This window comes from Bradyrhizobium sp. WSM471, assembly GCF_000244915.1.
Taxonomy (GTDB): Bacteria; Pseudomonadota; Alphaproteobacteria; order Rhizobiales; family Xanthobacteraceae; genus Bradyrhizobium.
This window is the reverse complement of sequence record NZ_CM001442.1, coordinates 2,982,109-3,005,531: the sequence shown is the minus strand read 5'-3', so window position 1 is coordinate 3,005,531 and position 23,423 is coordinate 2,982,109. Positions and strand designations below refer to the sequence as shown.

The following is a 23,423-nucleotide window of genomic DNA, read 5'->3' as shown; positions in this document are numbered from 1 at the left end:
TCGGACTCCTATTCCAGTTGCATGCGAATGCCCTTGGCGCCGTTGAGCAGGCGCCTCAGGTGAAAGCCGGCCAGGGAATCGTCGGCATGCGTGCCGACAAGCGCGGCGAAGGCCGGCATGGCGGCGGCATCACCGGCCTCCATCTTGGCAAATGCCTCGGAATACAGCGCCGTTTCCGGCGCAGCGAATTGGGCCGGCGTCAGCGGCTCGAACGCGCGCAACGGCTCGCTGCGTCCACGCAGCATCAGCTCCCCGACGGAACGACCTCGAAAATTCTCAGCCGCCTCGGCGATGCCGGCACTGACGCAAATGCGCGTGCCCAGATGCTTGTTCGCGGCTTCCAGTCGCGCCGCGATGTTGATGGAGTCGCCATACGCGGTGTAGTCGAAAAACCGGTTGCCGCCGAAATTTCCGACCAGCGCCGGCCCGGCGTGAATGCCGATGCGGGTGGCGCCGAAATTCACGCCTCTCGTTTTCCAACGCGCGGAAAAATCCTCCGCCCAGACGTCGAGATCGTGCGCGCAGGCGACCGCACGCGTCGCATAGTCGGGCTGATCTCCGGGCGCGTTGAAGAGCACCTGGATCGCATCGCCGATGATCTTGGCAACCGTCCCCTCATGCGCGAAGACGATTTCGGTCATGCCGCCGACATATTCGTTGAGAAGCGCACCCAGCGTCTCCGGCGGCGCAGTTTCGACCAGCGAGGTGAAGCCGGTAATATCAGTGAAAATGGTCGCGATATCGCGCCACTGCACTTCGATGCCCTCGCTCTCACCGCCGGCCGCCAAACGCTTGGCGAGCTCGGGCGAAAAATGACGCGAGAGCGCGGCATGGGCGCGCTCCGCCTCCGCCTGGCGGCCCCGCACCTCCCGTAGCATTTCGATATGGCGGATGGTCTTCTGGATCGTCATCTCCAGGTCGGCGAAGTCGATCGGCTTGGTCAGGAAGTCGAACGCGCCGCGGTTCATGGCAGTGCGAATATTGCTCATGTCGCCATAGGCCGAGACGATGATGGTGGACTTCTTGTCTTCGGCTTCCTGGAGCTTCGCCAGCAGCGACAGCCCGTCCATCCTGGGCATGTTGATGTCGGAGACCACCATGTCGACATGCGGGTTCTGCTCGAGCGACTGCAGCGCTTCGAGGCCGTCGCGGGCGAACATGATGGTCACCAAACCATCGCGAATCTGCTTGCGGAATTTTTGCAGGACCAACGCCTCGAGATCCGGCTCGTCGTCGACGAAGAGGATGGTCGCGGTCATGCGGCTTGCCCGAGCCTCGTGTCGATTTCCTGCCGCAGCAGCGCGAAATCGATCGGCTTGGTGAGAAGTCCGACTGCGCCGCGCTCGATCGCCTTCCGACGCGTCTCGGCATCGCCATAGGCGGTGATCATGATGACGGGAACGTCCGGATGCGCATCACGCACCTTCGGCAGCATGTCGAGCCCGCTCATGCCGGGCATGTTGATGTCGGACAAAACCAGGATCAACGAGGGATCGCGAACCTCCGCGGCGAGCTTCAGCGCATCGGGTGCGGACGGCGCGAATTCCATCTGGAAGCGGCCGGCGCGCAAATCGCGCCGAAACTGCTGCCGGAACAGCGCCTCGACGTCGGGCTCGTCATCGACGACCAGGATGTAAACGTTCAAGTCTTGCCTCCGGAAGTGTCGCCCGCCGCCATCATGCGCGGCAGGGTGATGATGAACTCGGTGAACACACCGGGCTCGGTGTTCACGTCGATCGTGCCGCCGTGCTGTTTCACGACGATGTCATGGCTCATGGAAAGGCCGAGCCCAGTGCCCTCGCCGGCGGGCTTGGTGGTGAAGAAGGGATTGAACATCTTCTCCCTCACCTCCGACGGGATCCCGGTGCCGTTGTCGCGAATGCGGATCTCGAGCTTGTCGCCGAGAGTTTTGGTTGCCGCGCGCAAGGTGGGCTCGAAGGCGTCTGCGGCGCTCTCCTTGCGCTTGGCGGTGGCGTAGAAGCCGTTCGAGATCAGATTGAGGAAGACGCGCGTGATTTCCTGCGGATAAACGTCGACCATGCCCGCCGCGGGGTCGAAGCCGCGCTCGATCGTGACGTTGAAGCCGGGCCTTTCGACACGGGCGCCGTGATAGGCGAGATTAAGGCTCTCCTCCAGGATCGCGTTGATATCGCTGGGGCGATGCTCGCCGGAGCCCTCGCGCGAATGCAGCAGCATGTTCCTGACGATGGAATCGGCGCGCTTGCCGTGCTGCACCACCTTTTCGAGGTTGCTCTTGAGCATGCCGGTCAGCTCGTCGACCTCCTCCTTTGTCTTGCCGTCGAGCGAGGCCCCTTGCAGGGCCTCGTTGAGCTCGTCGATCAGTTCCGTCGACACCGCCGAGAAATTGTTGACGAAATTGAGCGGGTTCTTGATCTCGTGCGCGATGCCCGCCGTGAGCTGGCCGAGGGACGCGAGCTTCTCGGTCTGAATCAGGCGGTCCTGCGCGGTGCGAAGATCGTTGAGGGATTGCCGGAGTTCTGCGGTCCGCTGCTCCACCTTGTTCTCGAGGTCTGCATACGATTCCTGTAGGCGCTCGCCCATGTGGTTGAACTGGTCTGCGAGGCCCTCGAGCTCGTCACCGGTTCTGATCGAGATGCGCTGGGAGAAATCGCCACTGCCGATGCGCTCGGCGCCGCTCCGCAGTGCCTGGATCGGCCCGACCATGCGGCGCGCGAGGAATATCCCGGCAAGCACCGCGAAGATCGACGCCGCGAGCAGCACGAATGCAAGCCGTTCCAACGCGGCATAGAGCGCCGCATAGGCCTCCTCGACGGGAAGCTCGACGAACATGGTCCAGTGCAGCGGCGCGATCGGGGCCGACGCGGTCAGCACCTTCTGTCCCTGGAGATTGCGCGCTTCGGAAAGCGCGTCGAGCGTGGCGCTGCCTCCGGCAAGCGCGGCGCGCACCTGGGTGAGACCAGACATATCGGTGTTGCGCAGGACCAGGCTAATATCGGGATGCGCGATCAGGCGTCCCTCCGGACCGACTACATAGGCATGTCCGTGCTCGCCGACCTTGATCTGGGACACGACGTCCCAGATCAGCTTGAGATTGACCTCCGCGATACTGACGCCAGCATCCTTGCGCGACCCGGCCTGCGCCAGGGTCATGTACGGCTCGGACTCCCTGCGGAAATAGACCGGACCGTAAAAAACCTTGTGGGCGACCGCCTCGGTGAACTTCGGATCGTCTGACAGGTCGATCCCGCTGTCGATCGCGTCCATGGCGAGCCGCGACACCCGCAGCCGCTCCCTGCCGGTTGCATCGACCTGGGCGAGCTCGGTGACCGCGGGGACTTGGCGCAGCAGCCGCAGCGCGTCGAACCGGCGCTGCTCGATCGAGCCCGCCGACCACGGCAGCTGCGTGGTCCAGCCGAGCTGGCTCTCGATCTCCTTGACGAACTGACCGATCTTGGCCGCGGCCGCCTCCGCCTGTTCATGCTGAACCCGGATCAGCGCGGCCTTGTGCTCGCGATAATAGAAGAAGACCTCGAACAGGCCGTTGGCCAGCAGCGCGATCGCGACGACGGCCACGAACAGCGCGACATATTTGGTGAAGAGCCGGCTCCTGATCCCCTGCCCCGGCGTCGTACCGGACGCGACGGCAACCGGCGCCGCGCTTGGCAGCGTGCTGGATTGTGGGGTGTCGGGGTGGAGGGAAAGGCTCATCCTGCCGAACCTAGCAAGAAGACCGGACCTTGTCTCTCGCGAGCGCGGGAAAGCCTGATGGGCAGTCGGGGGACCCGGGGCAAATAGAAAAGGGCGGCAGCGGATTGGCCGCTGCCGCCCTCTCGTTCGCTTATCTGCGGCCTCAGGTCGGGCGCAGCGCCTTGGAGCCGAGGTCGAGATCGTTGACCTGCTTGTTCCGCTCGGAATCGGCCGCCGCGCGATGGTCGGTCGCCAGCACCACGTAGACCGCCGGCAGCACGAACAACGTGAACAGCGTGCCGATCGACATTCCGGCGACGACCACCAGACCGATCGAGAAGCGGCTGGCGGCGCCCGCGCCGGTCGCGGTCAGGAGCGGGATCAGGCCCGTCACCATCGCGGCCGTGGTCATCAGGATCGGCCGCAGACGAATGCGGGCCGACATTTCGATGGCGGAGCGGCGATCGAGCCGCTCGTTGATCTGGAGCTCGTTGGCGAATTCCACCATCAGGATGCCGTGCTTGGTGATCAGGCCCACCAAGGTCAGCAGGCCGACCTGGGTGTAGATGTTCATGGTCGCCACGCCAAAGAACAGCGGGATCAGCGCGCCCACGATCGCCATCGGCACCGAGATCATGATGACCAGCGGATCGCGCAAGCTCTCGAACTGCGCCGCCAGCACCAGGAAGATGATGATCAGCGCGAAGCCGAAGGTGATCGCGAGCTGGTTGCCTTCCTGCACATATTGCCTGCTGTCAGCCAGATAAGCATGGCTGAAGCCTTGCGGCAGGTTTTTGGCCTCGCTCTCAAGGAAGTCGACCGCCGCACCGACGGTCACGCCGGGCATCGGCACCGCCGAGAAGGTGGCCGAATTGAGCTGATTGTAATGTGTCAGCGAATTCGGCTCGGTCTTGGTCTCGATCGACACCACCGTCGAGAGCGGAAGCTGCTGTCCGGTGTTGGTGGTCACATAGTAGCCGGCAAGAGATTCCGGCGAGAGCCGCAGGCCGCGCGGCACCTGCGGGATGACCTGATAGGAACGGCCCTCCAGGTTGAAGCGGTTGATGTAGTTGCCGCCGAGTAGCACCGCGAGCGAGCTGCCGAGGTTCTGCATGCTGACGCCGAGATCCTGCGCCTTCGTGCGGTTGATCGTCACCTTCACGTTCGGCTGGTTGTAGGCAAGATCGCTGTCGGAGACGATGAACATTCCGCTCTTGCGGGCGGCAGCCTTCAGCTTCTCCATCTGTTCGTAGACGGTCTGGAAACTGGCGGTGGAGTTGATCACCATCTGCACCGGGAGGCCGCCCGGGCCGCCCGGCAGCGGCGGCAGGTTGAACGCGAACGCCTGCACGCCCTCGATCTTGGAAAGCTCGGCCTGCACTAGCGACTTCAGCTGGATCGACGAGCGCTTGCGCTCCTCCCAGGGCTTGAGCAGCATGCCGGCGATACCGCCCTGCGGGCCGTTGATGCCGTTCAGCACGAAGCGCAGATCGGTCTCGGGGAATTTCTGGAATTCCTTGTCGAGCTTTTCGCCGTAGAAATCGACGTAGTCGATGTTGGCATATTTCGGCGCCTTGGTCACCGCGAACACGATGCCCTGGTCTTCCTCAGGCGCCAGCTCCTTCGACGTGTGCATGTAGAGGAAGCCGACGAGCCCGAGGATGGTCACCGCAAACAGGCCGGTGATGGCCTTGTAGTCGAGCGAGCGGTCGAGCCTGCGCCCGTACCACCGCGTCAGCGCGCCAAACACCTTGTTGACCGCCTTGGCGAAACGACCCTCTTCGGTGTTCTTCAGCAGCACCGAGCACATCATCGGCGATAGCGTCAGCGCGATCACGCCGGACACGATCACCGAGCCCGCAAGCGTGAAGGCGAATTCGCGGAACAGCGAGCCGGTCAGGCCGCCGAGGAAACCGATCGGCGCGTACACGGCTGCGAGCGTGATGGTCATCGAGACGACGGGACCCACGATTTCGCGCGCGCCTTCCAGCGACGCCTGGACCGGCGTTTTCCCTTCCTCCAGATGACGATGGATGTTTTCCACCACGACGATGGCGTCGTCGACCACGAGGCCGATCGCGAGCACCATCGCGAGCAGGGTCAACAGGTTGAAGCTGAAGCCCAACGCCAGCATCAGCGTGCAGACGCCGATCATCGACAGCGGGATGGTGACGACGGGAATGATCACCGAACGGAACGACGCCAGGAACAGGAAGATCACCACGATCACGATGATCACGGCTTCACCCAGTGTCTTCTCGACCTCGTCGATCGAGGACTGAATGAATTTGGTCGAATCGTAGGCGACCTTCATCTTCATCGACGGTGGCAGATTGCGCTCCAGCTCGGGGAACAGCGCCCGCACGCCCTTGACCAGCGTCAGCGGGTTGCCCTGCGGCGTTGCCTGCACACCGATGAAGATGGCGTGCTCGCCGTTGAAGGCGACGCTCGCGTCCGTGCTCTGGGCCGCAAGCTCGACGGTGGCGATGTCCTCCATCCGCACGAAGCCGCCATCCTTGGCCTTGACGATCATCTTCTTGAACTGGTTGACGTCGGTCAGGCCCGTATTCGTCGATACGTTCGAGACAATGAGATAGCCCTTGGTCTGCCCCGCCGCGGACTGGAAGTTGTTGGCGGTGATCGCAGTCGCGACATCCGCAGGCGACACGTTGCGGCCGGCCATCTTCAGGGGATCAAGCCACAGCCGCATCGCAAAGGTCTGGCCACCGAGAATGTCGGCGGAGGCCACGCCGTCGACGGTCGACAGCACCGGTTGCACAACGCGCGTCAGATAGTCTGAGATCGCCGAGCCCGACAGCTCTTCCGACGAGAATCCGAGATACATCACGGCCGTGGTCTGGCCCGTGGTCTTGGTGACGATCGGGTCGTTGGATTCCTTCGGGATCAAATATTTGACCGAGTTCGTCTTGGCCAGAACCTCGGTCAGCGCCTGGTTCGGATCGAAATTCAGCTTGATGTAGACCTGGATCGTCGAAGTGCCGAGCACCGAGGAGGAGGTGATGTAATCGACACCTTCGGCGGAAGCGACCGCCTGCTCGATCGGCGTGGTGATGAAGCCCTGGATCAGGTCCGCGGACGCGCCCGGATAGACGGTCGTGATGTTGATGACCGTGTTCGACAGCTTCGGATATTGCCGGATCGGCAGCGTCGTCGCCGCGCGCAGGCCGATCAGCAGGATCAGCAGGCTGACGACCACCGACAGGACCGGGCGTTTGATGAAAATGTCAGTAAAGCGCATCGCGGCGATCTCGATTTCTTTGACTTGCAAAGCGCATGACCCGGCCGTGCCGGATCATGCTGCAACGTGTACGATGTCAGTAGCGCGGCGGCTGCGCCGGGATCTGCGGAGCCGGGTCGGTCGAAATCGACACTGCCGCACCCGATTGCAGCTTGAGCTGGCCGACGGCGACGACCTTGTCGCCCGGCTTCACGCCCTTGACGATTTCGACGCGGCCTTCGACCCGGCTGCCGGTCTGCACGAAAGTGCGCACCGCGCTCAGGCTGGTCTTGCCGTCCGCTTCCTTCTTCTCGGTGATCACGAACACGGAGTCGCCGTACAGCGTGTAGTCGACCGCCGTCTCGGGGACGGTGACCACGGCCGGCTTGTCCGGCAGCACCACCGTGGTGGTCACGAACATGCCGGGCTTCAGGATCTTCTCCGGATTGGAGACGGTCGCCTGCACGCGGATGTTGCGGGTGTCGGCCGAGATCTGCGGCTCGATCGTGGTGATCTTGGCGTCGAAGGTGCGGCCCGGATAGGCGTCGACCTTCAACCGGACCGGTTGACCAACCTTGAGGCTGCCCGAGTCCTTTTCCGTCACCGTGAAGTTGGCCCACAGCTCCGACAGATCCGTCAGCGAAACGATGGCCGTGCCGGCGGTCAGATACTGGCCGACCTCGACCTTGCGGACGCCGAGATCGCCGGCGAACGGCGCGCGGACCAGCTTCTGGGAGATCAACGCTTCGGTCTTGGCGATACCCGCCTGCGCCTGGTCGTACGCGGCCTGCGCGGTGTCGACGGTTGCCTGCGGGCCGAACTGTCGCGATGCCAATTGCTTGGCGCGGTCGAGCGACAGCTGCGCGACGGTGGACTGCGCCTTGTAATTGGCGAGGTCGCCCTGTTCCGGCGCGTCGAACATCTGCACCAGCGGCGTGCCGGCCTCGACATGCGTGCCTGGCTCGAACTTGATCTCGGTGACGCGGCCGTTGACGTCGGCGCTGACGTCGACCTGGTGCACGGCGGCGAGACCACCGACCGCGGTCAGCAGGTTCGGCACCACCTCGGACTTCGCCTCGGCGGCGCTGACCGCGACCGGGGGCGGCTTGTTGTTGGCGAAGAACTGCTTGATCATCTGGCCGCGGAAATAATTGAACCAGACGAGGCCACCGACGAGCACGGCCAGAAGCGTGCCGACGATGATGAACCAGAGCACCGGCCGGACCGGACGCTTGGGAGCCTTGTTGTCGATCGGTTCGCCCGAAATCTTGTGTTCGGTGACGATGTTCATGTCATGCACTCTCTGCAATCGCCGACTTGTCCGCACACGCGGCCTGATTGCGGCCCAAATGCGAAACAATTGCGGCGTCGTTAAGTCCGATACCCCTCAGGAGAAACTCACAGAGCTGCCGCTCGAGGTCGTTCGCCTTGCCGTAAGCGAGACACGGCGTGGCCGGCAGCCTGGTCAGTGCAGCCGTCATCACGGTGTGATGCGCAAACCAGAACAGGTTGAGCGGTTCGCCGTTGTATGGCCGCGCGTCCCCCGCGGCAACCGCACGCTTGAGCGAGGCAACGAAGGCCGCCCCGATCAGCGCCTCGATCTTGGCATATAGCAAACGCGCGAATTCGCCATCATCCAAATGACTCGTGGTCATCAGTCGCAGGCGCTGGGCCTCTTCCTGGTCGGGCCCGTCGGCGATGTGCATGAAATGCCCGACCATGCCGCGGATCACTTCAACCAACGTAGCGGTCGACGGCTCACGTTCGAGCAGCTCCATGAGCGCCGGGTCCGCCTCGCATTCGTCGCTGAGAATTTCGGCGTACAGCGCGGCTTTGGATGGGAAATGTTTGAACAGCAACGCTTCGGAAATGGCAGCGGCGGCCGCCACGCTCTTTGTCGTGGTGCCGGTATAGCCGTGTCGGGCAAAGCAACGCTTTGCGGCGCCGAGGATCAATTGACGCCTCAGGTCACTCGTCATACGCAATGAGCTCATGCTAGTGAGTAAGCACTCACCAACGCAAAAGTCAAGCACTATGCTGCATCGCAACCTGAATGCGTTGTAATTCCAGTGGAAATTGACCTCGCCCACACGGTCCCCGTGCAGGACGGGAGCGCCAGAAGGCCCGCCTAGATTGGCTGGAAACCGAGGTCGCCGCGAATTCGGTTGAGGATGTAGGTCCCATCCCGGCTCGGCAAGATCCGCTCCAGACTGGCGCTGTCGATCTTCATATTGGCAAAGCGTGGCCCGGCCGTGACGTCGTGGACGGCTTTGGCGAAGGCTTCGACTTCGGCCATGGTCGTCACAGACCGACTGTCCCCGATGCCGCAGGCCTTGGCGACGCCGACGAGATCGGCGGCCGCGGCGGTATGGCTGGTCTGACCGCCGGTCTCGCCATAGGCCTCGTTGTCGAGCACTGCGATCGAGAGATTGGGCGGCTTTTGCAGGCCGATGGTGGCAAGGCTACCCATGCCCATCAGCATCTCGCCGTCGCCGGTGATGACCAGCACCGGCAACTTTGGCTGCGCCAGAGCGAGTCCCAGGCCGATCATCGCCGCCCCGCCCATGCCGCCCCAGAGGTAGAAATTCCGGGCGTGGTCGCCGGCCGCGCACATGTCGTTGGTGGAGGCCCCGAGGCCGCCGATCGCAACCACATTCTTGCGGTCCGCGAGAAGCGTAGACACCACCTGACGGCGGTCGAGGAGATTGGCCTTGCTCATTTGGTGAAAACCTTGGCGCCGATCAGCCGCTGCGACAGCAGGACGGCGGTGGGCGTGAGGGCGCTGTAGGCCTGCGCGGCCGCCGCCTCGAGCACGGCCGGCACCTCGGCTGCGGTCGAAGCCCGCAGCACCTTGACGCCCGAGAGCTCGAATATGCCCTGCGTGGTCGACCCCATCGGCACCTGCCACGGATTGAACTCGCCCCACTCGCCTCGCATGGTCACCAACGTGAGGAAGGGAAAGCGCAGGATCGGGATCAGCGACAGCATGTTGATGCAATTGCCGACCCCGCTCGACTGCATCAACAGCACACCGCGCTGGCCGCCGGTCCAGGCGCCGGCGAGAAGCGCCACGCCCTCCTCCTCTGTCGTCAGTGGAATGCCGCGCATCGTGGACGAGGCCAGCACGCGCTGGATCAACCTCGAATGACCGGCGTCGGGCACGTAGGGGACCTGCCGAACGTCGAAGCGTTGCAAGGTCGCGAAAATATCGTCGGGCCAATGAGTGCCGGACTCAGTGGCCGTGTCGGCAGCGTCAGAGCGGGCGTGCATTTTCCTGTCCGGTCGGCTTGCAAATCGCAGCTCGACTGTAGACGGTGAACCGAGCCGCTCAAAAGAGCGAATACAGCATATCGGACTCAACCGGCGAGTATGGCGGCATGAACGCAAGTGCGAATGAACTGGCGGCCAGTTTCGATCTGGAGCAGCTGACGCCGGAATTCTACGACAATCCCTACCCGACCTATCGTGCACTGCGGGAGAACGAGCCGGTCAAGCGCCTGCGCAACGGCACCGTGTTCCTGACCCGCTATGACGATCTCGTCACGACCTACAAGAACACAAAATCGTTCAGCTCGGACAAGAAGCGCGAGTTCGCGCCGAAATACGGCGAAACCCCGCTCTACGAGCACCACACCACGAGCCTCGTCTTCAACGATCCGCCGGCACATACGCGCGTGCGGCGGCTGATCATGGGCGCGCTGTCGCCGCGCGCAATCGCGGGGATGGAGCCTGATATCGTCAAGCTGGTCGACGGCCTGCTCGACGCCATCGCCGTCAAGGGCACTTGCGAGCTGATCGAGGATTTCGCCGCCTCCATTCCCATCGAGGTGATCGGCAATCTGCTCGACGTGCCCCATGACGAGCGCGCGCCGCTGCGCGACTGGTCGCTGGCGATCCTGGGCGCCCTCGAACCGGTGGTGTCGCCTGAAGTCGCTGCCCGCGGCAACAAGGCGGTGACGGATTTCCTCGGCTACCTGCGAACGCTGGTCGCGCGCCGGCGCGAAAGGCCCGGCAATCCCGAACGCGACGTGCTGACGCGCCTGATCCAGGGCGAGGACAACGGCGAGCGGCTGACCGAGAAGGAGCTGCTGCACAACTGCATCTTCCTGCTCAATGCCGGCCACGAGACCACCACCAATTTGATCGGCAATGGCCTCGTGGCGCTCGAGCGGAACCCGGATCAGAAGCAGCGGCTGATCGACCACCCCGAGTTGATCAAGACTGCGGTCGAAGAGATGCTGCGCTACGAGAGCTCGAACCAGCTCGGCAACCGCATGACCACGGAGCGGGTCGAGCTCGGCGGAATCACGCTCGATGCCGGCACGTCGATCACGCTGTGCATCGGCGCGGCCAACCGCGATCCGGCGCAGTTTCCGGATCCCGAGAGATTCGACATCGCGCGCACGCCGAACCGGCATCTCGCCTTCGCCACCGGCGCGCATCAATGCGCCGGCATGGCGCTGGCGCGGCTGGAAGGCGCCATCGCGGTCTCACGCTTTTTGGCGCGCTTCCCGAACTATGCCGTGAGCGGACAGCCGGTCAGGGGCGGACGGGTGCGTTTCCGCGGGTTTTTGAGCGTGCCTTGCGCGATCGGCTGAGGCCTCAAACAAAAAAACGCGAAAACAACCCCATGCACAGTAGAAGGTTACCGCCGCGCGATGCGCCGGTGATCCCGCGCAACCATTTGACATCTCAGGCCATCGGCGCCGCCGCGCGCAACAAATTCCGGAAGGCCTAAACCGCCGTCTTGTGCCGCGCGATGCAGGTTTGCAGCACCTCGTCCATCGGTTTGCTCCACCAGTCGTTGGAGAAGATTTCGATCTCCGAATAGCCGGAAAAGCCCTGCGCTTCGACCGCTTCGCGCACCGATTTGATGTCGATCACGCCGTCGCCCATCATGCCGCGGTCGTTGAGAATGTCCCTGGTCGGCACCAGCCAATCGCAGACATGGAAGGCGAGCAGGCGATCTCGGCCGGCGCGCGCGATCTGCCCCATCAGCTCCGGATCCCACCAGATGTGATAGACGTCGAGCGCGACGCCCAGCAGGCCGCTGCGACCGGGATCAAGCCGGTCGCAGATGTCGAGCGCCTGCTTCGTCGTATTGACGCAGGCGCGGTCCGCCGCATAGGCCGGATGCAGCGGCTCGATCGCCAGCGGCAGCTTTGCCTGTCTGGCGTAATCGAGCATATCCGCGAGCGCTTCCTCGACCTGCGTCCGCGCGCCGGCGATGTCCTTCGACGCCTCGCTACCGGGCCGCGAATATTGCGGCAGGCCGCCGACCACGAGAACGATGCAGGGGGCCCCCAGCGCCTTGGCTTCGTCGACGCAGCGCCGGTTGTCATCACGCACCTCGCCCCGCCGCGATGCATCAGAGGTGAACATACCGCCACGGCAATAGCCTGACAGGTCAAGACCGGCCTCGCGCACCGCACGCGCGGCACGATCGAGCCCGACGGCTGCGACCTGGTCGCGCCAGGGATCGATGGCGCGGATGCCGTGCCTGGCGCAGGCATCGATGATCTCGACGAGGTCACCCTGCCTGCGGACCGTCGCCGTGTTCAGCGACAGCCAGCGATGATCGGACGAGAAATCACGCATCACGGTTCGATCCCGCGCGAGACCAGCACGGTCTTCATCCGCCGCGTCGCCAACTCCGGATTGGCGAGCAGCCCGGCCTTGTCGGCTAGCCGGAACAGCTCAGCCAGATGTAACGTGGAGCGCGTGCTCTCCTGTCCCCCGACCATGGTGAAATGATCCTGGTGGCCGTTGAGATAGGCCATGAACACCACGCCGGTCTTGTAGAACCGCGTCGGCGCCTTGAAGATGTGGCGCGACAGCGGCACCGTCGGCCCCAGCACGTCGTGGAAGCCCGCCTCATCACCAGCAGCCAGCCGCGACAAGGCGTAGGACGCCGCCGGCGCGATCGCATCGAAGATCCCGAGCAGCGCGTGCGAAAAGCCCTGTTCGTCCCCGGCAATCAGCTCCCCATAATTAAAATCGTCGCCGGTGTACATCTTGATGCGCTTGTCGAGACGACGGCGCATGTCGATCTCGCGTTGCTTGTCGAGCAGCGAAACCTTGACACCGTCGACCTTGGCGGCGTTGCCGTTGATGATGGCGACCGCAACATCCATTGCCTTATCGAGATCGTTAGTGCCCCAATATCCCGTCAGCGCCAGATCGAACATGTCGCCGAGCCAGTGGATGATCACGGGTTCGCTAACCTGCGACAGCACACGGTCATAGACCTTTGCGTAGTCGTCGGCGTTACGGCCAAGTTTCGCCAGCGCGCGCGATGCCATCAGGATGATGCGGCCGCCGACCTTCTCGACCGCCGAGATCTGCTCCTCATAGGCGCGGATCACGTCGTCGAGACTCTTGGCGTCCTCGACCGCGAGATGGTCCGTGCCCGCTCCGGAAAACACCAGCGCGTTGCGCCGCTTCGCGGCAGACACCGAGCGCGTGATCAGCTCCAGCGAGGTCGGCCAATCCAGCCCCATGCCGCGCTGCGCGGTATCCATGGCTTCGGCCACGCCAAGACCGAGATCCCAGACGTGCTCGCGGAAGGCGATGGTCTTGTCCCAGTCGACGGCAGCGGAGAGCCACGGGTCGTTGTCGGCGAAGGGATCGGTCACGGTATGGACGGCGGAGAACGCAATGCGGTTCAGCGGTCCCTCGAGCTTTGCGGGAAACGTTCGCGAGGCCGCGAGCCGGTAGGTTTCGATCGAGCGATCGGCTTTCGGCAGCTTGAGCGACAGCGACGAGATCGGCTGGACGGGCTTGTTCATTGTTCCCTCCTCAGACCTTGATCGGGGCGACGTCGATCCAGCGCCGCTCCTTCCAGCTCTTCAGGGCGCATTCGGCGAGTTGCACGCCCTTGACGCCTTCGAGCAGCGTGAACTTGTAGGGCGCATCCTCGTAGACGTGGCGGATGAACATCTCCCACTGCTCCTTGAAGCCGTTGTCGTAGGTGACGTTGTCAGGCAGCTTCTGCCAGTCGCCGTAGAAATCGTGCAGCCGCTTCTCGTCCGGATTCCACACCGGCCGGGGCGTCGCCTGCCGCGCCTGGATCATGCAGTCAGAGAGGCCGGCGACCGCGGAGCCGAGCGTGCCGTCGACCTGGAAGGTGACGAGATCGTCGCGATAGACGCGCGTCACCCAGGACATGTTGATGTGGGCGATGGCGCCGCCCTTGAGCTGGAACGTGGCATAGGCGGAGTCGTCGGCGGTCGCCTTGTACTTCTTGCCCTGCTCGTCGAAACGCTCGGGAATGTCGGTGTTGCCGACACAGCTCACGCTCTCGACCTCGCCGAAGAGATTGTCGAGCACGTAGCGCCAGTGGCAGACCATGTCGAGGATGATGCCGCCGCCGTCCTCGTCGCGGTAGTTCCAGGACGGCCGCTGCGCCTCCTGCCAACCGCCCTCGAACACCCAATAGCCGAACTCGCCGCGCACCGAGAGGATACGGCCGAAGAAGCCGGAGTCGCGCAGGAAGGCGATCTTCTTCAGGCCGGGCAGGAACAGCTTGTCCTGCACCGTGCCGTGCTTGATGCCCTTGGAATTGGCGAGCTTGACGACCTCGAGCGCCGCCTCGAAATTGGTCGCGATCGGCTTCTCGCAATAGACGTGCTTGCCGGCATTGATCGCCTGGGTCAGCAGCCCGGGGCGCGCCTGCGTCGTCGCGGCATCGAAGAACATGGTGTCGTTCTTGTCGGCGAGGGCCGCATCGAGATCGGTGGTCCAGCGCGTGATGTTGTAGCGCTTGGCAAGGGCCTCGACCTTCTCGGCGCTGCGGCCGACCAGGATCGGATCGGGCATCACGCGGTCGCCGTTCTTCAAGCGGACGCCGCCCTGCTCGCGCATCGCGACGATCGAACGGATCAGATGCTGGTTGAGGCCCATGCGGCCGGTGACGCCGTTCATGATGAGGCCGAGGCGTTGGGTGGTCATGCCGATTGCTCCTGCAGTGATTTGGGCCATTCGAGCGGGCGTAGCGCCGACCAGTCCGGATGGACCGACGTCGCAAAGCCCGTTGCATTGAGCGATCCGGTCAGGAGATCGCCTTGGTGAATCGAGAGACGGATGCCCTGCCCGGCATCGGCGTAGAGATCCGGGTGGGCGGCGGCGAAGGCCTGGGCTTCAGCGGCGGGCGTGTCACCGAAGCCGTCCACGTAGTGATGGCCGTTGCGCTCCGCGTGGGTGATGCCGATGAACGCGCCGAGCGCAAGGTCCTGCTGCACGGCAAGACCCGCTTGGCAGGTGAGGTCCTCGCCGGTCACGAAAAATCTTTCGCCGGCCGCGCTCCATTTCGCTGCGCGCGTCGCGTTGACGATGGACTTGTAAGGCCCTTTGCAGGATTTCGACGAGATGCCGCGATAGCCAAGCGCCCGTGCCGCAGGAAACGCGTCGTAGGAATCGTCGGCTTCGTCGATGATGAAGCCGCGCGCAGCGAGCGGGCCGAGCGGCGACTGCCTCGTGACATCGCGCGGCATCGGCTGCTCGACATAGAGCAGCCTGGATGAAATCGATCGCAGGGCGGGATCATGGTCGAGCCGGTCGATCAGTGCCTGCAACGCCGCGAGATCGGCATATTGCTCGTTGGCATCGAGCGTCACCTTGTAGTCACGGTCCAGCGCATCGAGCTCCTTGCCAATGCGCGCCAGCCGCGCTGCATCGGCGACGGGGTCCCCCGACAGCTTCAGCTTGAAGTATCTTGCACCGGAGTTCTCGCGGGCATCCGCAACCCCGCCCTCACCTTCAATGGAATTGTCGAGGCCGACGGTATGCCTGATGGCAACACGCGACAGCGGCTTCCGGCCGGATAGAAACCTCGTGAGATCCCCTTCACTCAGGTCGGGCGAAAGCCGCGCATCGATGCCGGCGATGTTGCCGGCCATGCCATCGAAAAAATTGGTCTCGGCAGCGCGGAGCAGCGCATCGAGGATCGCTTTGTCGATTTCGGCGGGGCCGTAAGCCGCCGCAAGCGCCGGAATGTTCTTTTTGGCACAAGTTGCGACCTGGGCGCCGATGCAGGAGGCATGCAGATCGAATGCCGTCAGGAACCCCGTTCGCGCAAGATAAAGCCCCCGCGCGATTTCCAGGGAACGGCGCAAGCCATCCACCGTCTGCGCCGGCGACAGCTCCGGCCGCTTGTCGAACCATTTCGGCACCAGCAGTTCGGCACTGGCGCCGACCGCCGATCCCCTGCCCTCGACCTCGATCTCGACCCGCACGAACAACTGCGGCGTCGCGTTGATGGTGATCGCGCCGAAGCGGAACGGCCGCGCGAAATGCACGGGACGTTCGAAGAAGGTAATGTCTCGCAGCTTCAGGCGCGGGGACATGGTGCTACTTGGCTCCCGAGACGCGGCTCAGGCGGCAGTGCACCTCTCCCGTTTGCGGAAGAGGTCGGCACGAAGTGCCGGGTGAGGGCTTTCTCCTCTGGGGGGTTCTCGCGCGTGGAGACACCCTCTCCCCAGCCCTCCCCCGCAGGCGGGGGAGGGAGCGCACCGTGCTTGCGGTCACGATCAAGGGACATCCCATCCGTCCTAATCCAATGCCCCTTGCGAGAAAAAATGCTTGCGGATGCGTTGCACCAGTTCGGTGAACACAGGATCGGCCATCACGTCGAGCGAGCGCGGGCGCGGCAGCGGGACGTCGTAGATGGCGGCGACCGCGCCGGGCCGCTCGGTCATGACCAGCACGCGATCGGCGAGGAACACGGCCTCAGGGATCGAATGCGTGATCAGCAGGACCGTCTTCCGGGTTTCGCGCTGGATCCGCATCAACTCGACATTCATGCGCTCGCGCGTCAGCGCATCAAGCGCGCCGAACGGCTCGTCCATCAGCATGATCCTGGGATCATGCACCAGGGCACGGCAGATCGAGGCGCGCTGCTGCATGCCGCCGGAGAGCTGCCACGGCAGCTTCTTCTCGAAGCCTTCGAGTCCGACCAGCTTCAACAGCGCCTTGGCGCGGTCGAGATATGTCTGGCGCGGCAGCCGCTTCATGTCGATCGGCAGCATCACGTTGGACAGGATGTTGCGCCATGGCAGCAGCAGCGCGTTCTGGAAGACGATGCCGACATTGCCGTGCGGCGCCGTCACCTTCTCGCCCTCGACCAGGATCTCGCCCGTCGTCGGCGGCAGCAGTCCCGAGATCAGCTTGAGTAGCGTGGACTTGCCGCAGCCGGATGGGCCGACCACGACGAAGAACTCGCCGTCGTTGATATGGAAGTCGAGCGGCCGCAACGACGGCACATCGCCGTCGCGCGTCCGGTAGGTCTTCGACACGCCGGATAGCTTGATGCCCGATGCATCGCCGGCAGCCCGGTCGCTCACCAGCCTCAGATGCGCGGTCGGTTGCGTTTCGATTGGTTGGGTCGCAGCGTTCATCGCAGCTCTCTCCGACCGTCGTCCCGGCGAAAGCCGGGACCCATACGCCGTGCCGGCGCGTTTGAGCTCACGGGTGGGGACCTTTCGCAACAAGTGTGGCCGGTGGTTATGGGTCCCGGCTTTCGCCGGGACGACAGCCGCACTCTATGACTCACGAGCCGCTCTTCGGCAGATAGTCGTTGGTGTAGAACGCCTTCGGGTTCTCCTTGGCCTTGGCATCGAGCCCACCATATTCGACCATCAGATTGACCGTATCAGTCATGTTCTGGTCGGTGACCTGGAATGGCCGCTTGCTCTTGGTCTCCGCGGTCCGGTACAGCGGAATGGTCAGCTCAAAACCCTGCGTCAGCGTATCGATCTTGCCGCCCTTGGGGTTGGCATCGAGGATCGACTGCGCAGCGGCCTTCGGCTCCTTCTCGGCGGCTTCGACCGCCTTGGTCGTCGCCGACATGAAGCGGCGGACAAGGTCGGCATTGGCTTTCACATAATCAGTGTTGGCGATGATGCCCGAGGAGACCATGTTGATGCCGTAGTCAGCGAACTTGATGGGATAGACGTCCTTGCCCGTGGCGTCCTTGATCTTCATCGACTGGTCCATGACGTAGCCGAGCAGGAGATCAGCCTGGCCATTGATGACGGCGTTGAGCTTGGTCTGGCCATCGCCCGCCACCGTCTGGAAGTCGCTTTCCTTGAGGCCGGTCTTCTTCAGGAACAGCGGCCAGATCTGGGTCATGGAATCGGCCGGCGTGATCGCCACCGTCTTGCCCTTGATATCCTCGGGCTTCCTGATGTTCTTGTCGACGAAACCCATGGCGGACATCGGGCTGGTCTGGAGCAGCACGCCGGTCGCAACCACCGGCGCGCCCTTGATCGCTGCGCGCATCATGGTGGGCACGTCAACATAGCCGAAATCGGCGGTCTTGGCGGCGACGGCCTGCGTGGTCGCGGCCGAGCCGCGGCCTTCCTGGATCTCGAGGTCGATGCCTTCGGCGGCGTAGATGCCCTTGGCCTTGCCGTAATAGAACGGCGCGTGCTCACCATAGACGTACCAGTTGAGCATCAGCACGACCTTGTCGGCTGCTTGCGCCGGCATGGCCGCGAACACCATCAGCGCCGCCGAGACAGCTCCTATCCACCGCTTCATCGTCACTCTCCCTTGTCGTTGTTTGCGTCGGCCTTTGGCGGCCGTTCGTTGCTTTGGTTGTTGTTAAGAGGCGAAAATCACGTCCTCGCGCTGGCTGACATGCCAGGGAATGACCAGCTTCTCGATCCGGTCCACGATCCAGAACAGGATGACGCCGAGCAGCGCGAGGATCACAAGCGCCGCGAACATCGTCGGCAGGTCGAAGGTTCCGATCGAGCGTTGCATCACATAGCCGATGCCGGAGTTTGAGCCGACGAACTCGCCGACGACGGCGCCGACCACGGCAAGCGTCACTGACACTTTGAGGCCGGAGAAGATCGCCGGCAGCGCATGCGGCAGGTTCACCGCGCAAAACACCTGGAAGCGGCTGCCCTGCATGGCGCGGGCGAGATCGACCATATCTGGATCGACCGATTTGAAGCCCTGCACGGCGGAGACCACCACCGGAAAGAAGCCGAGCAGGAACGCCGAGATCACTTTCGGAATGATGCCGAAGCCGAACCAGACGACGAACAGCGGCGCGATCGCGATCTTCGGCACGGATTGCGAGAACACCAGCAGCGGATAGACGTAGCTCTCCACCGTCTTGGAGCCCGCGATCAGCATCGCGATGGGAATACCGAACAGCGCCGAAAGCGCGAAGCCGCAGACGGTCGCATAAGTCGTCGGCCAGGACTGGCGCAGCAGTTCCGGCCAATCGGTGCGCAGCACCCCAATGACATCGCCCGGCGACGGGATCTGGTAGGCGGGAATCTTGAACAGCCGGATCGCGAGATCCCAGGCCACGACGATGAACACCAGAAACAAAAACGGCCGGATCCAGGCCGCGTTCAGCATCTTGGACACCGCACTCTGCGGCTTCAGTTCAGCCACGTCTCACTCCCGGTCGTCTTGTTCGTTGCGGAGAAATTAACCCGTTGGGTAAATACTGTCCAGAGGTTTTCCTGCGACGTTTTGGGCGGGGGTTCCGGCGGGTTTGGGCGGGGGGATCGCGGGCGAAACGTGCCGTCCCTCCAAACATTCGGTGTCGTCCTGGCGAAGGCCAGGACCCATAACCACAGGGTGAAGTTTGGCGAAGGCTGGTCGTTCGGGATTGGCACCACGCGCGATCGATGGATCACGCGGTATGGGTCCTGGCCTTCGCCAGGACGACGATGGAGAGGCAGATCGCGTCAAACAAGGAGAGGAGCGGCAGCAGTGCTAAACCGTCTGCGCCACCGCGGCGCGCGACTTCGGCGCCTTCGTCATGGCTAACAGCGCGCCCGACTGTCCCGTCAGCGCTGCCAGCACGAGGCCGACCATGTGGTCCAGCCGCTCGTCCTTGGCGTCCTTGGCCAGCAAATCGCGACCGAAGATCACGCTGAGCGTCGCCGAGTTCGACAGATAGAAGAAGCACAGCCCCGCGATCGAGATGTAGAGCTGGACAGGATCGACCGCGACCTTGAAGTCGCCGCCGGACACACCGCGCCGCACCACGGTGCCGATCATCTCGACGAAGGGCGAGTGCATGGATTTGACCTTGGTCGAGCGCTTCAGATGCTTTGCGCGCGCGAGATTCTCGGTCTGGAGCAGCGACAGGAATTCGGGATTGCGCAGGAAATAATTCCAGGTGAACTCGATCAGGCGGCGGATGGCCTCGGGCGGGTCAAGATGTTCGAGATCGAGCCCGCGCTCCTCGCTGCGGATCTTGTCGTAGGCGCCTTCGAGGACCGCGAGATAAAGCTCGTCCTTGTTGCCGACGTGATAATAGAGCATCCGCTTGTTGGCGCCGGCGTTGGCCGCGATGCGGTCGACACGCGCACCGGCAAGCCCGTGCGCCGAGAATTCCTGCTTGGCGGCTTCGAGAATGCGCAGCCGCATCCCCTCGGGATCGCGCTGCCATTTCAGAGTTCGCTTTGCCGCTGCTTTCGCCAAACCGGGTGCTCGCTGGTGGTCTCAGGATGCCGTGTAACACAGGAGCGCGCGTTTTAGAAACGTGGTCATTCCACCGGCTTCGGCGAACGCTCCAGCAGGACCGTCTGGATGCCGCAGGTGCTGGTCCGCACCGTCATGATCCGCGTGCCCGGCTTGCGGCCGTTGCGCACTTCGCTGATTTCGAGGCCGGCGGCGATCAGGCGGGCGCGCGTAGCATCGATGTCGGTCACCCGCCAGCTCAGGCCCCAGAGGCGGTCATGCTGGGGATCGCCGCCCGCGACGGGACGGCGGACCACCTCGACGACGAGATCGCCGCAGCGGAAGAACATCAGCTGGCCCCAATCCTGATGCGAGCGGTCGAGCGCCAGATCGAGCCCGAGCCGCGCGCCATAGAGCGCGGCGGCGCGATCGGAATCCTCGGTGGTGATCACGACGTGGTCGAGCGCATCGATCGGCGCAATATCGGTTGCCGGCGAAAGCGGACGCTCAGCAGCCAGTTCGAGGAAGAAAATGCGCACGCCGCGCGTGAGCTCCGTGGCGGCGCGCGTCCGCTTCCAGTGCAGGGCCGCGCCGCTCTCTGCATCGCTGCTTTCGACCTCGGCAACCGGATCCGGCTTGAGCGCGACCCGCTCCAGCCGCCGATGCATCTTGCTCATGTCCGCGACACGAAAGCACAGGCTGGCGAGCACGCCTTCCTGGTCGCCGAGCAACGCGCGCATGCGGTCGGCGGTCACGCTGAAGCCGTTCGGCGCCATCAATTCGATGGTCATGTTCGCGAGAGTGAACAGCACCCGGTCGGCGCCCTCGCCCGAATTCTGCCAGGCCGGCGCGCGCCCGAGCAGCGTCTGATAGGCTGCCTTGGCCGCACCGATATCCCTGACCAGTGCGACGACGTGATCGAGGCCGGTGATCATGTTTCCCCCTGTTGATCGGCCCGGAACCGTGGACCGAGAGACGGCGTTTGTCCGGGCTTGGCATTGCCCGGTGATGGTCGTATTCCGGCCGCATGCCGACCTCAAGCACTCCCAGCGGCGGTTTTGCGAATAATTTCAGCGGTCCCGCGGCGGAACCGGTGTTACAGTAAGCGCGCCGGCCGGGACCACAAAGCGCATCACGGACAAGCAATGCAGGCTCTCTTCATCGGACAGACCTATATCGACGTCGTCTTCATTACCGACCACATGCCGACCGGCGACGAGAAGCACGTGGCTTCCGACTACGCGGTTTCCTTCGGCGGCAATGCGGTGACGGCGGCATTCTGCTGCGCCAAGCTCGGCATCGTGCCCGATCTGATCGCCACGGCGGCCAATGACTGGCTCGGCCGCATGTTCATGGACATGTGCGCGAAATATGCGATCTCGCTGCATGGGCGGAAGGTCAACCAGTCCTCGCTATCCTTCATCATGCCCAAGGACGGCAAGCGCGCCATCGTCCGCTGCCGCGACGACGACCACATCCATCCGTTCCCGATGCTCAATCTCGGCGGCTGCCGCGCACTGCATGTCGACGGCCATCAGCCCGATGCCGCGATCCACTACGCGAAAGTCTGCCGCGAGGCCGGCATCTTGACCTCGCTCGACGGTGGCGGCCTGCGCACCAACACGCATGAGCTATTGGAATTCATCGACGTCGCGATCGTCGCCGAGCGCCTGTGCGAGCAGATGGACCTGACGCCGGAGAAGATGCTGGACTATCTCAAGAGCCGCGGCTGCAAGATCGGCGGCATCACCATGGGCGAGAAGGGCCTGCTCTGGTACGACGAGACCGGAACGGTGCAGGTGATGCCGGCGATGCCGATTCCGCGCGAGCGCGTGATCGACACCAACGGCGCCGGCGACGTCTTCCACGGCGCCTATGTCTATTCTTATCTCGCCCATCCCGGCAAAAGCTGGCGCGAGCATTTCGATTTTGCCCGGGCAGCCTCGACCTTCAAGATCCAACGTCTTGGCAACGAAGCCGGCCTGCCGACCCTTGTCGACATCGCCAAGGTGAGGCACGAGTTCGAGGTCAGGGTCTAGCGTTCGCCGAGGTCTCTCATCCGAGGTTTTTTATGGGGCGCGTCTTCGTCGCCGGCAGCATCAACATGGATGTGGTGGCGACGGCCGATCGCCATCCGAAAGTCGGCGAGACCGTCGCCGGCAAGCGGGTGCTGTATTTTCCCGGCGGCAAGGGCGCCAACCAGGCGGTCGCGGCGTCGCGGCTTGGCGCGCGGACCACGTTGATAGGCCGGCTGGGCAGGGATTCGTTCGGCGGTGAGCTGAGGACGTTCCTCGGCACACAAGGTATCGATCTCGGCGCGATCCGCGAGACGGCCGAGGCGCACACCGGCACCGCCATCATCACGGTGGCGGAGGCCGACAACACCATCGTCGTCATTCCCGGCAGCAATGCGCTCGTCGGCGTCGACGACGTCGCGGCCGCGCCGCTGGCGAAGGGCGATGTCGCGGTCAGCCAATTCGAGATCCCGCTGCCGACGATCGCCGCGTTCTTCCAACGGGCTCGCGACGCCGGCGCCACGACGCTGCTCAATCCGGCCCCGGCACAAACCATGTCGAGCGAATTGCTCGCGCTGGTCGACATCCTCGTACTGAACGAGACCGAGCTCGGCCTCCTCGCCGGCGTGGAGTTGTCCGACAGTGACGAGGCCGCGCGGATCATCGACGTCGCGCGAAAACTTCGGGCGCGCCAGGACCAGATCATCTGCGTGACCCTCGGCAAGCGTGGCGTGCTGGCGCTCGCGGGACACGAGGAGATTTCGGTGCCAGGCCGCGTGGTGAAGGCGATCGACACCACGGGCGCAGGCGATTGTTTTGTGGGAGCGCTCGCGGCGCAACTCGCCGACGGCGTCGACTTGCGCCCGGCACTCGCCTTCGCCAATGCCGCCGCCTCGATCTCCGTGCAGCGCATGGGCGCGGGACCGTCGATGCCGACGGCTGGGGAAGTCGTCGCGGTGCTTAACGCGAACTGATGCCTTTCTAACCTCGCCCCGCTTGCGGGGAGAGGTCGGATTGCGAAGCAATCCGGGTGAGGGGGTACAGGTTTCACGCTCATCTCATTTGCGGAG

The 23,423-nt window shown here is 63.9% G+C and carries 20 protein-coding genes; 3 read left to right on the top strand and 17 right to left on the bottom strand.

The window, feature by feature from the left end:
• Positions 1-8 precede the first annotated feature (8 nt).
• The 8 genes from BRA471DRAFT_RS13020 to BRA471DRAFT_RS12985 form a co-directional block, all read right to left on the bottom strand.
• Complete coding sequence (locus BRA471DRAFT_RS13020; protein ID WP_007607859.1) at positions 9-1,259, bottom strand: adenylate/guanylate cyclase domain-containing protein; 1,251 nt, start codon at positions 1,257-1,259, stop codon at positions 9-11.
• Positions 1,256-1,645, bottom strand: a complete 390-nt coding sequence (locus BRA471DRAFT_RS13015; protein ID WP_007607857.1) for a response regulator — start codon at positions 1,643-1,645, stop codon at positions 1,256-1,258. The genes BRA471DRAFT_RS13020 and BRA471DRAFT_RS13015 overlap by 4 nt, the downstream gene beginning before the upstream one ends.
• Positions 1,642-3,690: a sensor histidine kinase gene (locus tag BRA471DRAFT_RS13010; protein WP_007607856.1), complete on the bottom strand. Its 2,049-nt coding sequence runs from the start codon at positions 3,688-3,690 to the stop codon at positions 1,642-1,644. Before BRA471DRAFT_RS13010 ends, BRA471DRAFT_RS13015 begins: the two co-directional genes overlap by 4 nt.
• 142 nt (positions 3,691-3,832) lie before the next feature.
• Complete coding sequence (locus BRA471DRAFT_RS13005; protein ID WP_007607851.1) at positions 3,833-6,928, bottom strand: MexW/MexI family multidrug efflux RND transporter permease subunit; 3,096 nt, start codon at positions 6,926-6,928, stop codon at positions 3,833-3,835.
• 76 nt (positions 6,929-7,004) lie between these two features.
• Positions 7,005-8,198, bottom strand: a complete 1,194-nt coding sequence (locus tag BRA471DRAFT_RS13000; RefSeq protein WP_007607849.1) for an efflux RND transporter periplasmic adaptor subunit — start codon at positions 8,196-8,198, stop codon at positions 7,005-7,007.
• A 1-nt stretch (position 8,199) separates the two neighbouring features.
• Positions 8,200-8,901, bottom strand: coding sequence for a TetR/AcrR family transcriptional regulator (locus BRA471DRAFT_RS12995; protein ID WP_007607847.1), 702 nt, complete (start codon positions 8,899-8,901; stop codon positions 8,200-8,202).
• 134 nt (positions 8,902-9,035) lie between these two features.
• Entirely contained in the window at positions 9,036-9,626 is a 591-nt protein-coding gene (locus tag BRA471DRAFT_RS12990) for a thiamine pyrophosphate-dependent enzyme (protein WP_007607844.1), read from the bottom strand.
• Positions 9,623-10,177 carry a thiamine pyrophosphate-binding protein gene (locus tag BRA471DRAFT_RS12985; protein ID WP_007607843.1) on the bottom strand — a complete coding sequence of 185 codons (555 nt, stop codon included), beginning with the start codon at positions 10,175-10,177 and terminating at the stop codon, positions 9,623-9,625. The genes BRA471DRAFT_RS12990 and BRA471DRAFT_RS12985 overlap by 4 nt, the downstream gene beginning before the upstream one ends.
• A 107-nt stretch (positions 10,178-10,284) precedes the next feature.
• Between BRA471DRAFT_RS12985 and BRA471DRAFT_RS12980 the strand changes: the two genes are divergently transcribed.
• Complete coding sequence (locus BRA471DRAFT_RS12980) at positions 10,285-11,505, top strand: cytochrome P450 (protein ID WP_007607841.1); 1,221 nt, start codon at positions 10,285-10,287, stop codon at positions 11,503-11,505.
• 136 nt (positions 11,506-11,641) lie between these two features.
• Here BRA471DRAFT_RS12980 and BRA471DRAFT_RS12975 read toward each other — a convergent pair whose 3' ends face one another.
• The 9 genes from BRA471DRAFT_RS12975 to BRA471DRAFT_RS12935 all read right to left on the bottom strand — a co-directional run bounded on the left by BRA471DRAFT_RS12975 (position 11,642) and on the right by BRA471DRAFT_RS12935 (position 21,273).
• The gene (locus BRA471DRAFT_RS12975) at positions 11,642-12,505 is read right to left on the bottom strand and encodes a sugar phosphate isomerase/epimerase (RefSeq protein ID WP_007607835.1); all 864 of its coding nucleotides are present in this window, start codon (positions 12,503-12,505) and stop codon (positions 11,642-11,644) included.
• Positions 12,505-13,695, bottom strand: coding sequence for a dihydrodipicolinate synthase family protein (locus BRA471DRAFT_RS12970; protein WP_007607829.1), 1,191 nt, complete (start codon positions 13,693-13,695; stop codon positions 12,505-12,507). The genes BRA471DRAFT_RS12975 and BRA471DRAFT_RS12970 overlap by 1 nt, the downstream gene beginning before the upstream one ends.
• A gap of 10 nt (positions 13,696-13,705) precedes the next feature.
• A complete protein-coding gene (locus BRA471DRAFT_RS12965) occupies positions 13,706-14,857 on the bottom strand; it encodes a Gfo/Idh/MocA family protein (protein WP_007607828.1) in 1,152 nt (383 codons plus the stop codon).
• The gene (locus BRA471DRAFT_RS12960) at positions 14,854-16,251 is read right to left on the bottom strand and encodes a hypothetical protein (protein WP_007607827.1); all 1,398 of its coding nucleotides are present in this window, start codon (positions 16,249-16,251) and stop codon (positions 14,854-14,856) included. The genes BRA471DRAFT_RS12965 and BRA471DRAFT_RS12960 overlap by 4 nt, the downstream gene beginning before the upstream one ends.
• A 204-nt stretch (positions 16,252-16,455) precedes the next feature.
• A complete protein-coding gene (locus BRA471DRAFT_RS12955; RefSeq protein ID WP_007607825.1) occupies positions 16,456-17,301 on the bottom strand; it encodes an ABC transporter ATP-binding protein in 846 nt (281 codons plus the stop codon).
• A gap of 151 nt (positions 17,302-17,452) precedes the next feature.
• Positions 17,453-18,445, bottom strand: a complete 993-nt coding sequence (locus tag BRA471DRAFT_RS12950; RefSeq protein ID WP_007607824.1) for an ABC transporter substrate-binding protein — start codon at positions 18,443-18,445, stop codon at positions 17,453-17,455.
• A gap of 63 nt (positions 18,446-18,508) precedes the next feature.
• The gene (locus BRA471DRAFT_RS12945; protein WP_007607822.1) at positions 18,509-19,318 is read right to left on the bottom strand and encodes an ABC transporter permease; all 810 of its coding nucleotides are present in this window, start codon (positions 19,316-19,318) and stop codon (positions 18,509-18,511) included.
• A 327-nt stretch (positions 19,319-19,645) separates the two neighbouring features.
• Positions 19,646-20,305: a TetR/AcrR family transcriptional regulator gene (locus tag BRA471DRAFT_RS12940; RefSeq protein ID WP_035973911.1), complete on the bottom strand. Its 660-nt coding sequence runs from the start codon at positions 20,303-20,305 to the stop codon at positions 19,646-19,648.
• Between the two features lie 119 nt (positions 20,306-20,424).
• Positions 20,425-21,273 (bottom strand): VOC family protein, encoded by an 849-nt coding sequence (locus tag BRA471DRAFT_RS12935; RefSeq protein WP_007607816.1) that lies wholly within the window; start codon positions 21,271-21,273, stop codon positions 20,425-20,427.
• 210 nt (positions 21,274-21,483) lie between these two features.
• Here BRA471DRAFT_RS12935 and BRA471DRAFT_RS12930 point away from each other — a divergent pair, with 210 nt between their 5' ends.
• On the top strand, positions 21,484-22,377 hold the full coding sequence (locus BRA471DRAFT_RS12930) for a sugar kinase (RefSeq protein ID WP_007593904.1): 894 nt from the start codon (positions 21,484-21,486) through the stop codon (positions 22,375-22,377).
• 32 nt (positions 22,378-22,409) lie between these two features.
• A complete protein-coding gene (rbsK, locus tag BRA471DRAFT_RS12925) occupies positions 22,410-23,327 on the top strand; it encodes a ribokinase (protein ID WP_007607810.1) in 918 nt (305 codons plus the stop codon).
• The last annotated feature ends 96 nt before the right edge of the window (positions 23,328-23,423 follow it).

Excerpts from the sequence above, each read along its gene's own strand:
- BRA471DRAFT_RS12970 (WP_007607829.1), bottom strand. The coding sequence starts at position 13,695 with ATGAACAAGCCCGTCCAGCCGATCTCGTCGCTGTCGCTCAAGCTGCCG.
- BRA471DRAFT_RS12940 (WP_035973911.1), bottom strand. The coding sequence starts at position 20,305 with ATGCGGCTGCGCATTCTCGAAGCCGCCAAGCAGGAATTCTCGGCGCAC.
- BRA471DRAFT_RS12950 (WP_007607824.1), bottom strand. The coding sequence starts at position 18,445 with ATGAAGCGGTGGATAGGAGCTGTCTCGGCGGCGCTGATGGTGTTCGCG.
- BRA471DRAFT_RS13010 (WP_007607856.1), bottom strand. The coding sequence starts at position 3,690 with ATGAGCCTTTCCCTCCACCCCGACACCCCACAATCCAGCACGCTGCCA.
- BRA471DRAFT_RS12965 (WP_007607828.1), bottom strand. The coding sequence starts at position 14,857 with ATGACCACCCAACGCCTCGGCCTCATCATGAACGGCGTCACCGGCCGC.
- BRA471DRAFT_RS12975 (WP_007607835.1), bottom strand. The coding sequence starts at position 12,505 with ATGCGTGATTTCTCGTCCGATCATCGCTGGCTGTCGCTGAACACGGCG.
- BRA471DRAFT_RS12995 (WP_007607847.1), bottom strand. The coding sequence starts at position 8,901 with ATGAGCTCATTGCGTATGACGAGTGACCTGAGGCGTCAATTGATCCTC.
- BRA471DRAFT_RS12960 (WP_007607827.1), bottom strand. The coding sequence starts at position 16,251 with ATGTCCCCGCGCCTGAAGCTGCGAGACATTACCTTCTTCGAACGTCCC.
- BRA471DRAFT_RS13020 (WP_007607859.1), bottom strand. The coding sequence starts at position 1,259 with ATGACCGCGACCATCCTCTTCGTCGACGACGAGCCGGATCTCGAGGCG.
- BRA471DRAFT_RS12980 (WP_007607841.1), top strand. The coding sequence starts at position 10,285 with ATGAACGCAAGTGCGAATGAACTGGCGGCCAGTTTCGATCTGGAGCAG.
- BRA471DRAFT_RS12985 (WP_007607843.1), bottom strand. The coding sequence starts at position 10,177 with ATGCACGCCCGCTCTGACGCTGCCGACACGGCCACTGAGTCCGGCACT.
- BRA471DRAFT_RS12935 (WP_007607816.1), bottom strand. The coding sequence starts at position 21,273 with ATGATCACCGGCCTCGATCACGTCGTCGCACTGGTCAGGGATATCGGT.
- BRA471DRAFT_RS12990 (WP_007607844.1), bottom strand. The coding sequence starts at position 9,626 with ATGAGCAAGGCCAATCTCCTCGACCGCCGTCAGGTGGTGTCTACGCTT.
- BRA471DRAFT_RS13000 (WP_007607849.1), bottom strand. The coding sequence starts at position 8,198 with ATGAACATCGTCACCGAACACAAGATTTCGGGCGAACCGATCGACAAC.
- BRA471DRAFT_RS12955 (WP_007607825.1), bottom strand. The coding sequence starts at position 17,301 with ATGAACGCTGCGACCCAACCAATCGAAACGCAACCGACCGCGCATCTG.
- rbsK (WP_007607810.1), top strand. The coding sequence starts at position 22,410 with ATGGGGCGCGTCTTCGTCGCCGGCAGCATCAACATGGATGTGGTGGCG.
- BRA471DRAFT_RS12930 (WP_007593904.1), top strand. The coding sequence starts at position 21,484 with ATGCAGGCTCTCTTCATCGGACAGACCTATATCGACGTCGTCTTCATT.
- BRA471DRAFT_RS13005 (WP_007607851.1), bottom strand. The coding sequence starts at position 6,928 with ATGCGCTTTACTGACATTTTCATCAAACGCCCGGTCCTGTCGGTGGTC.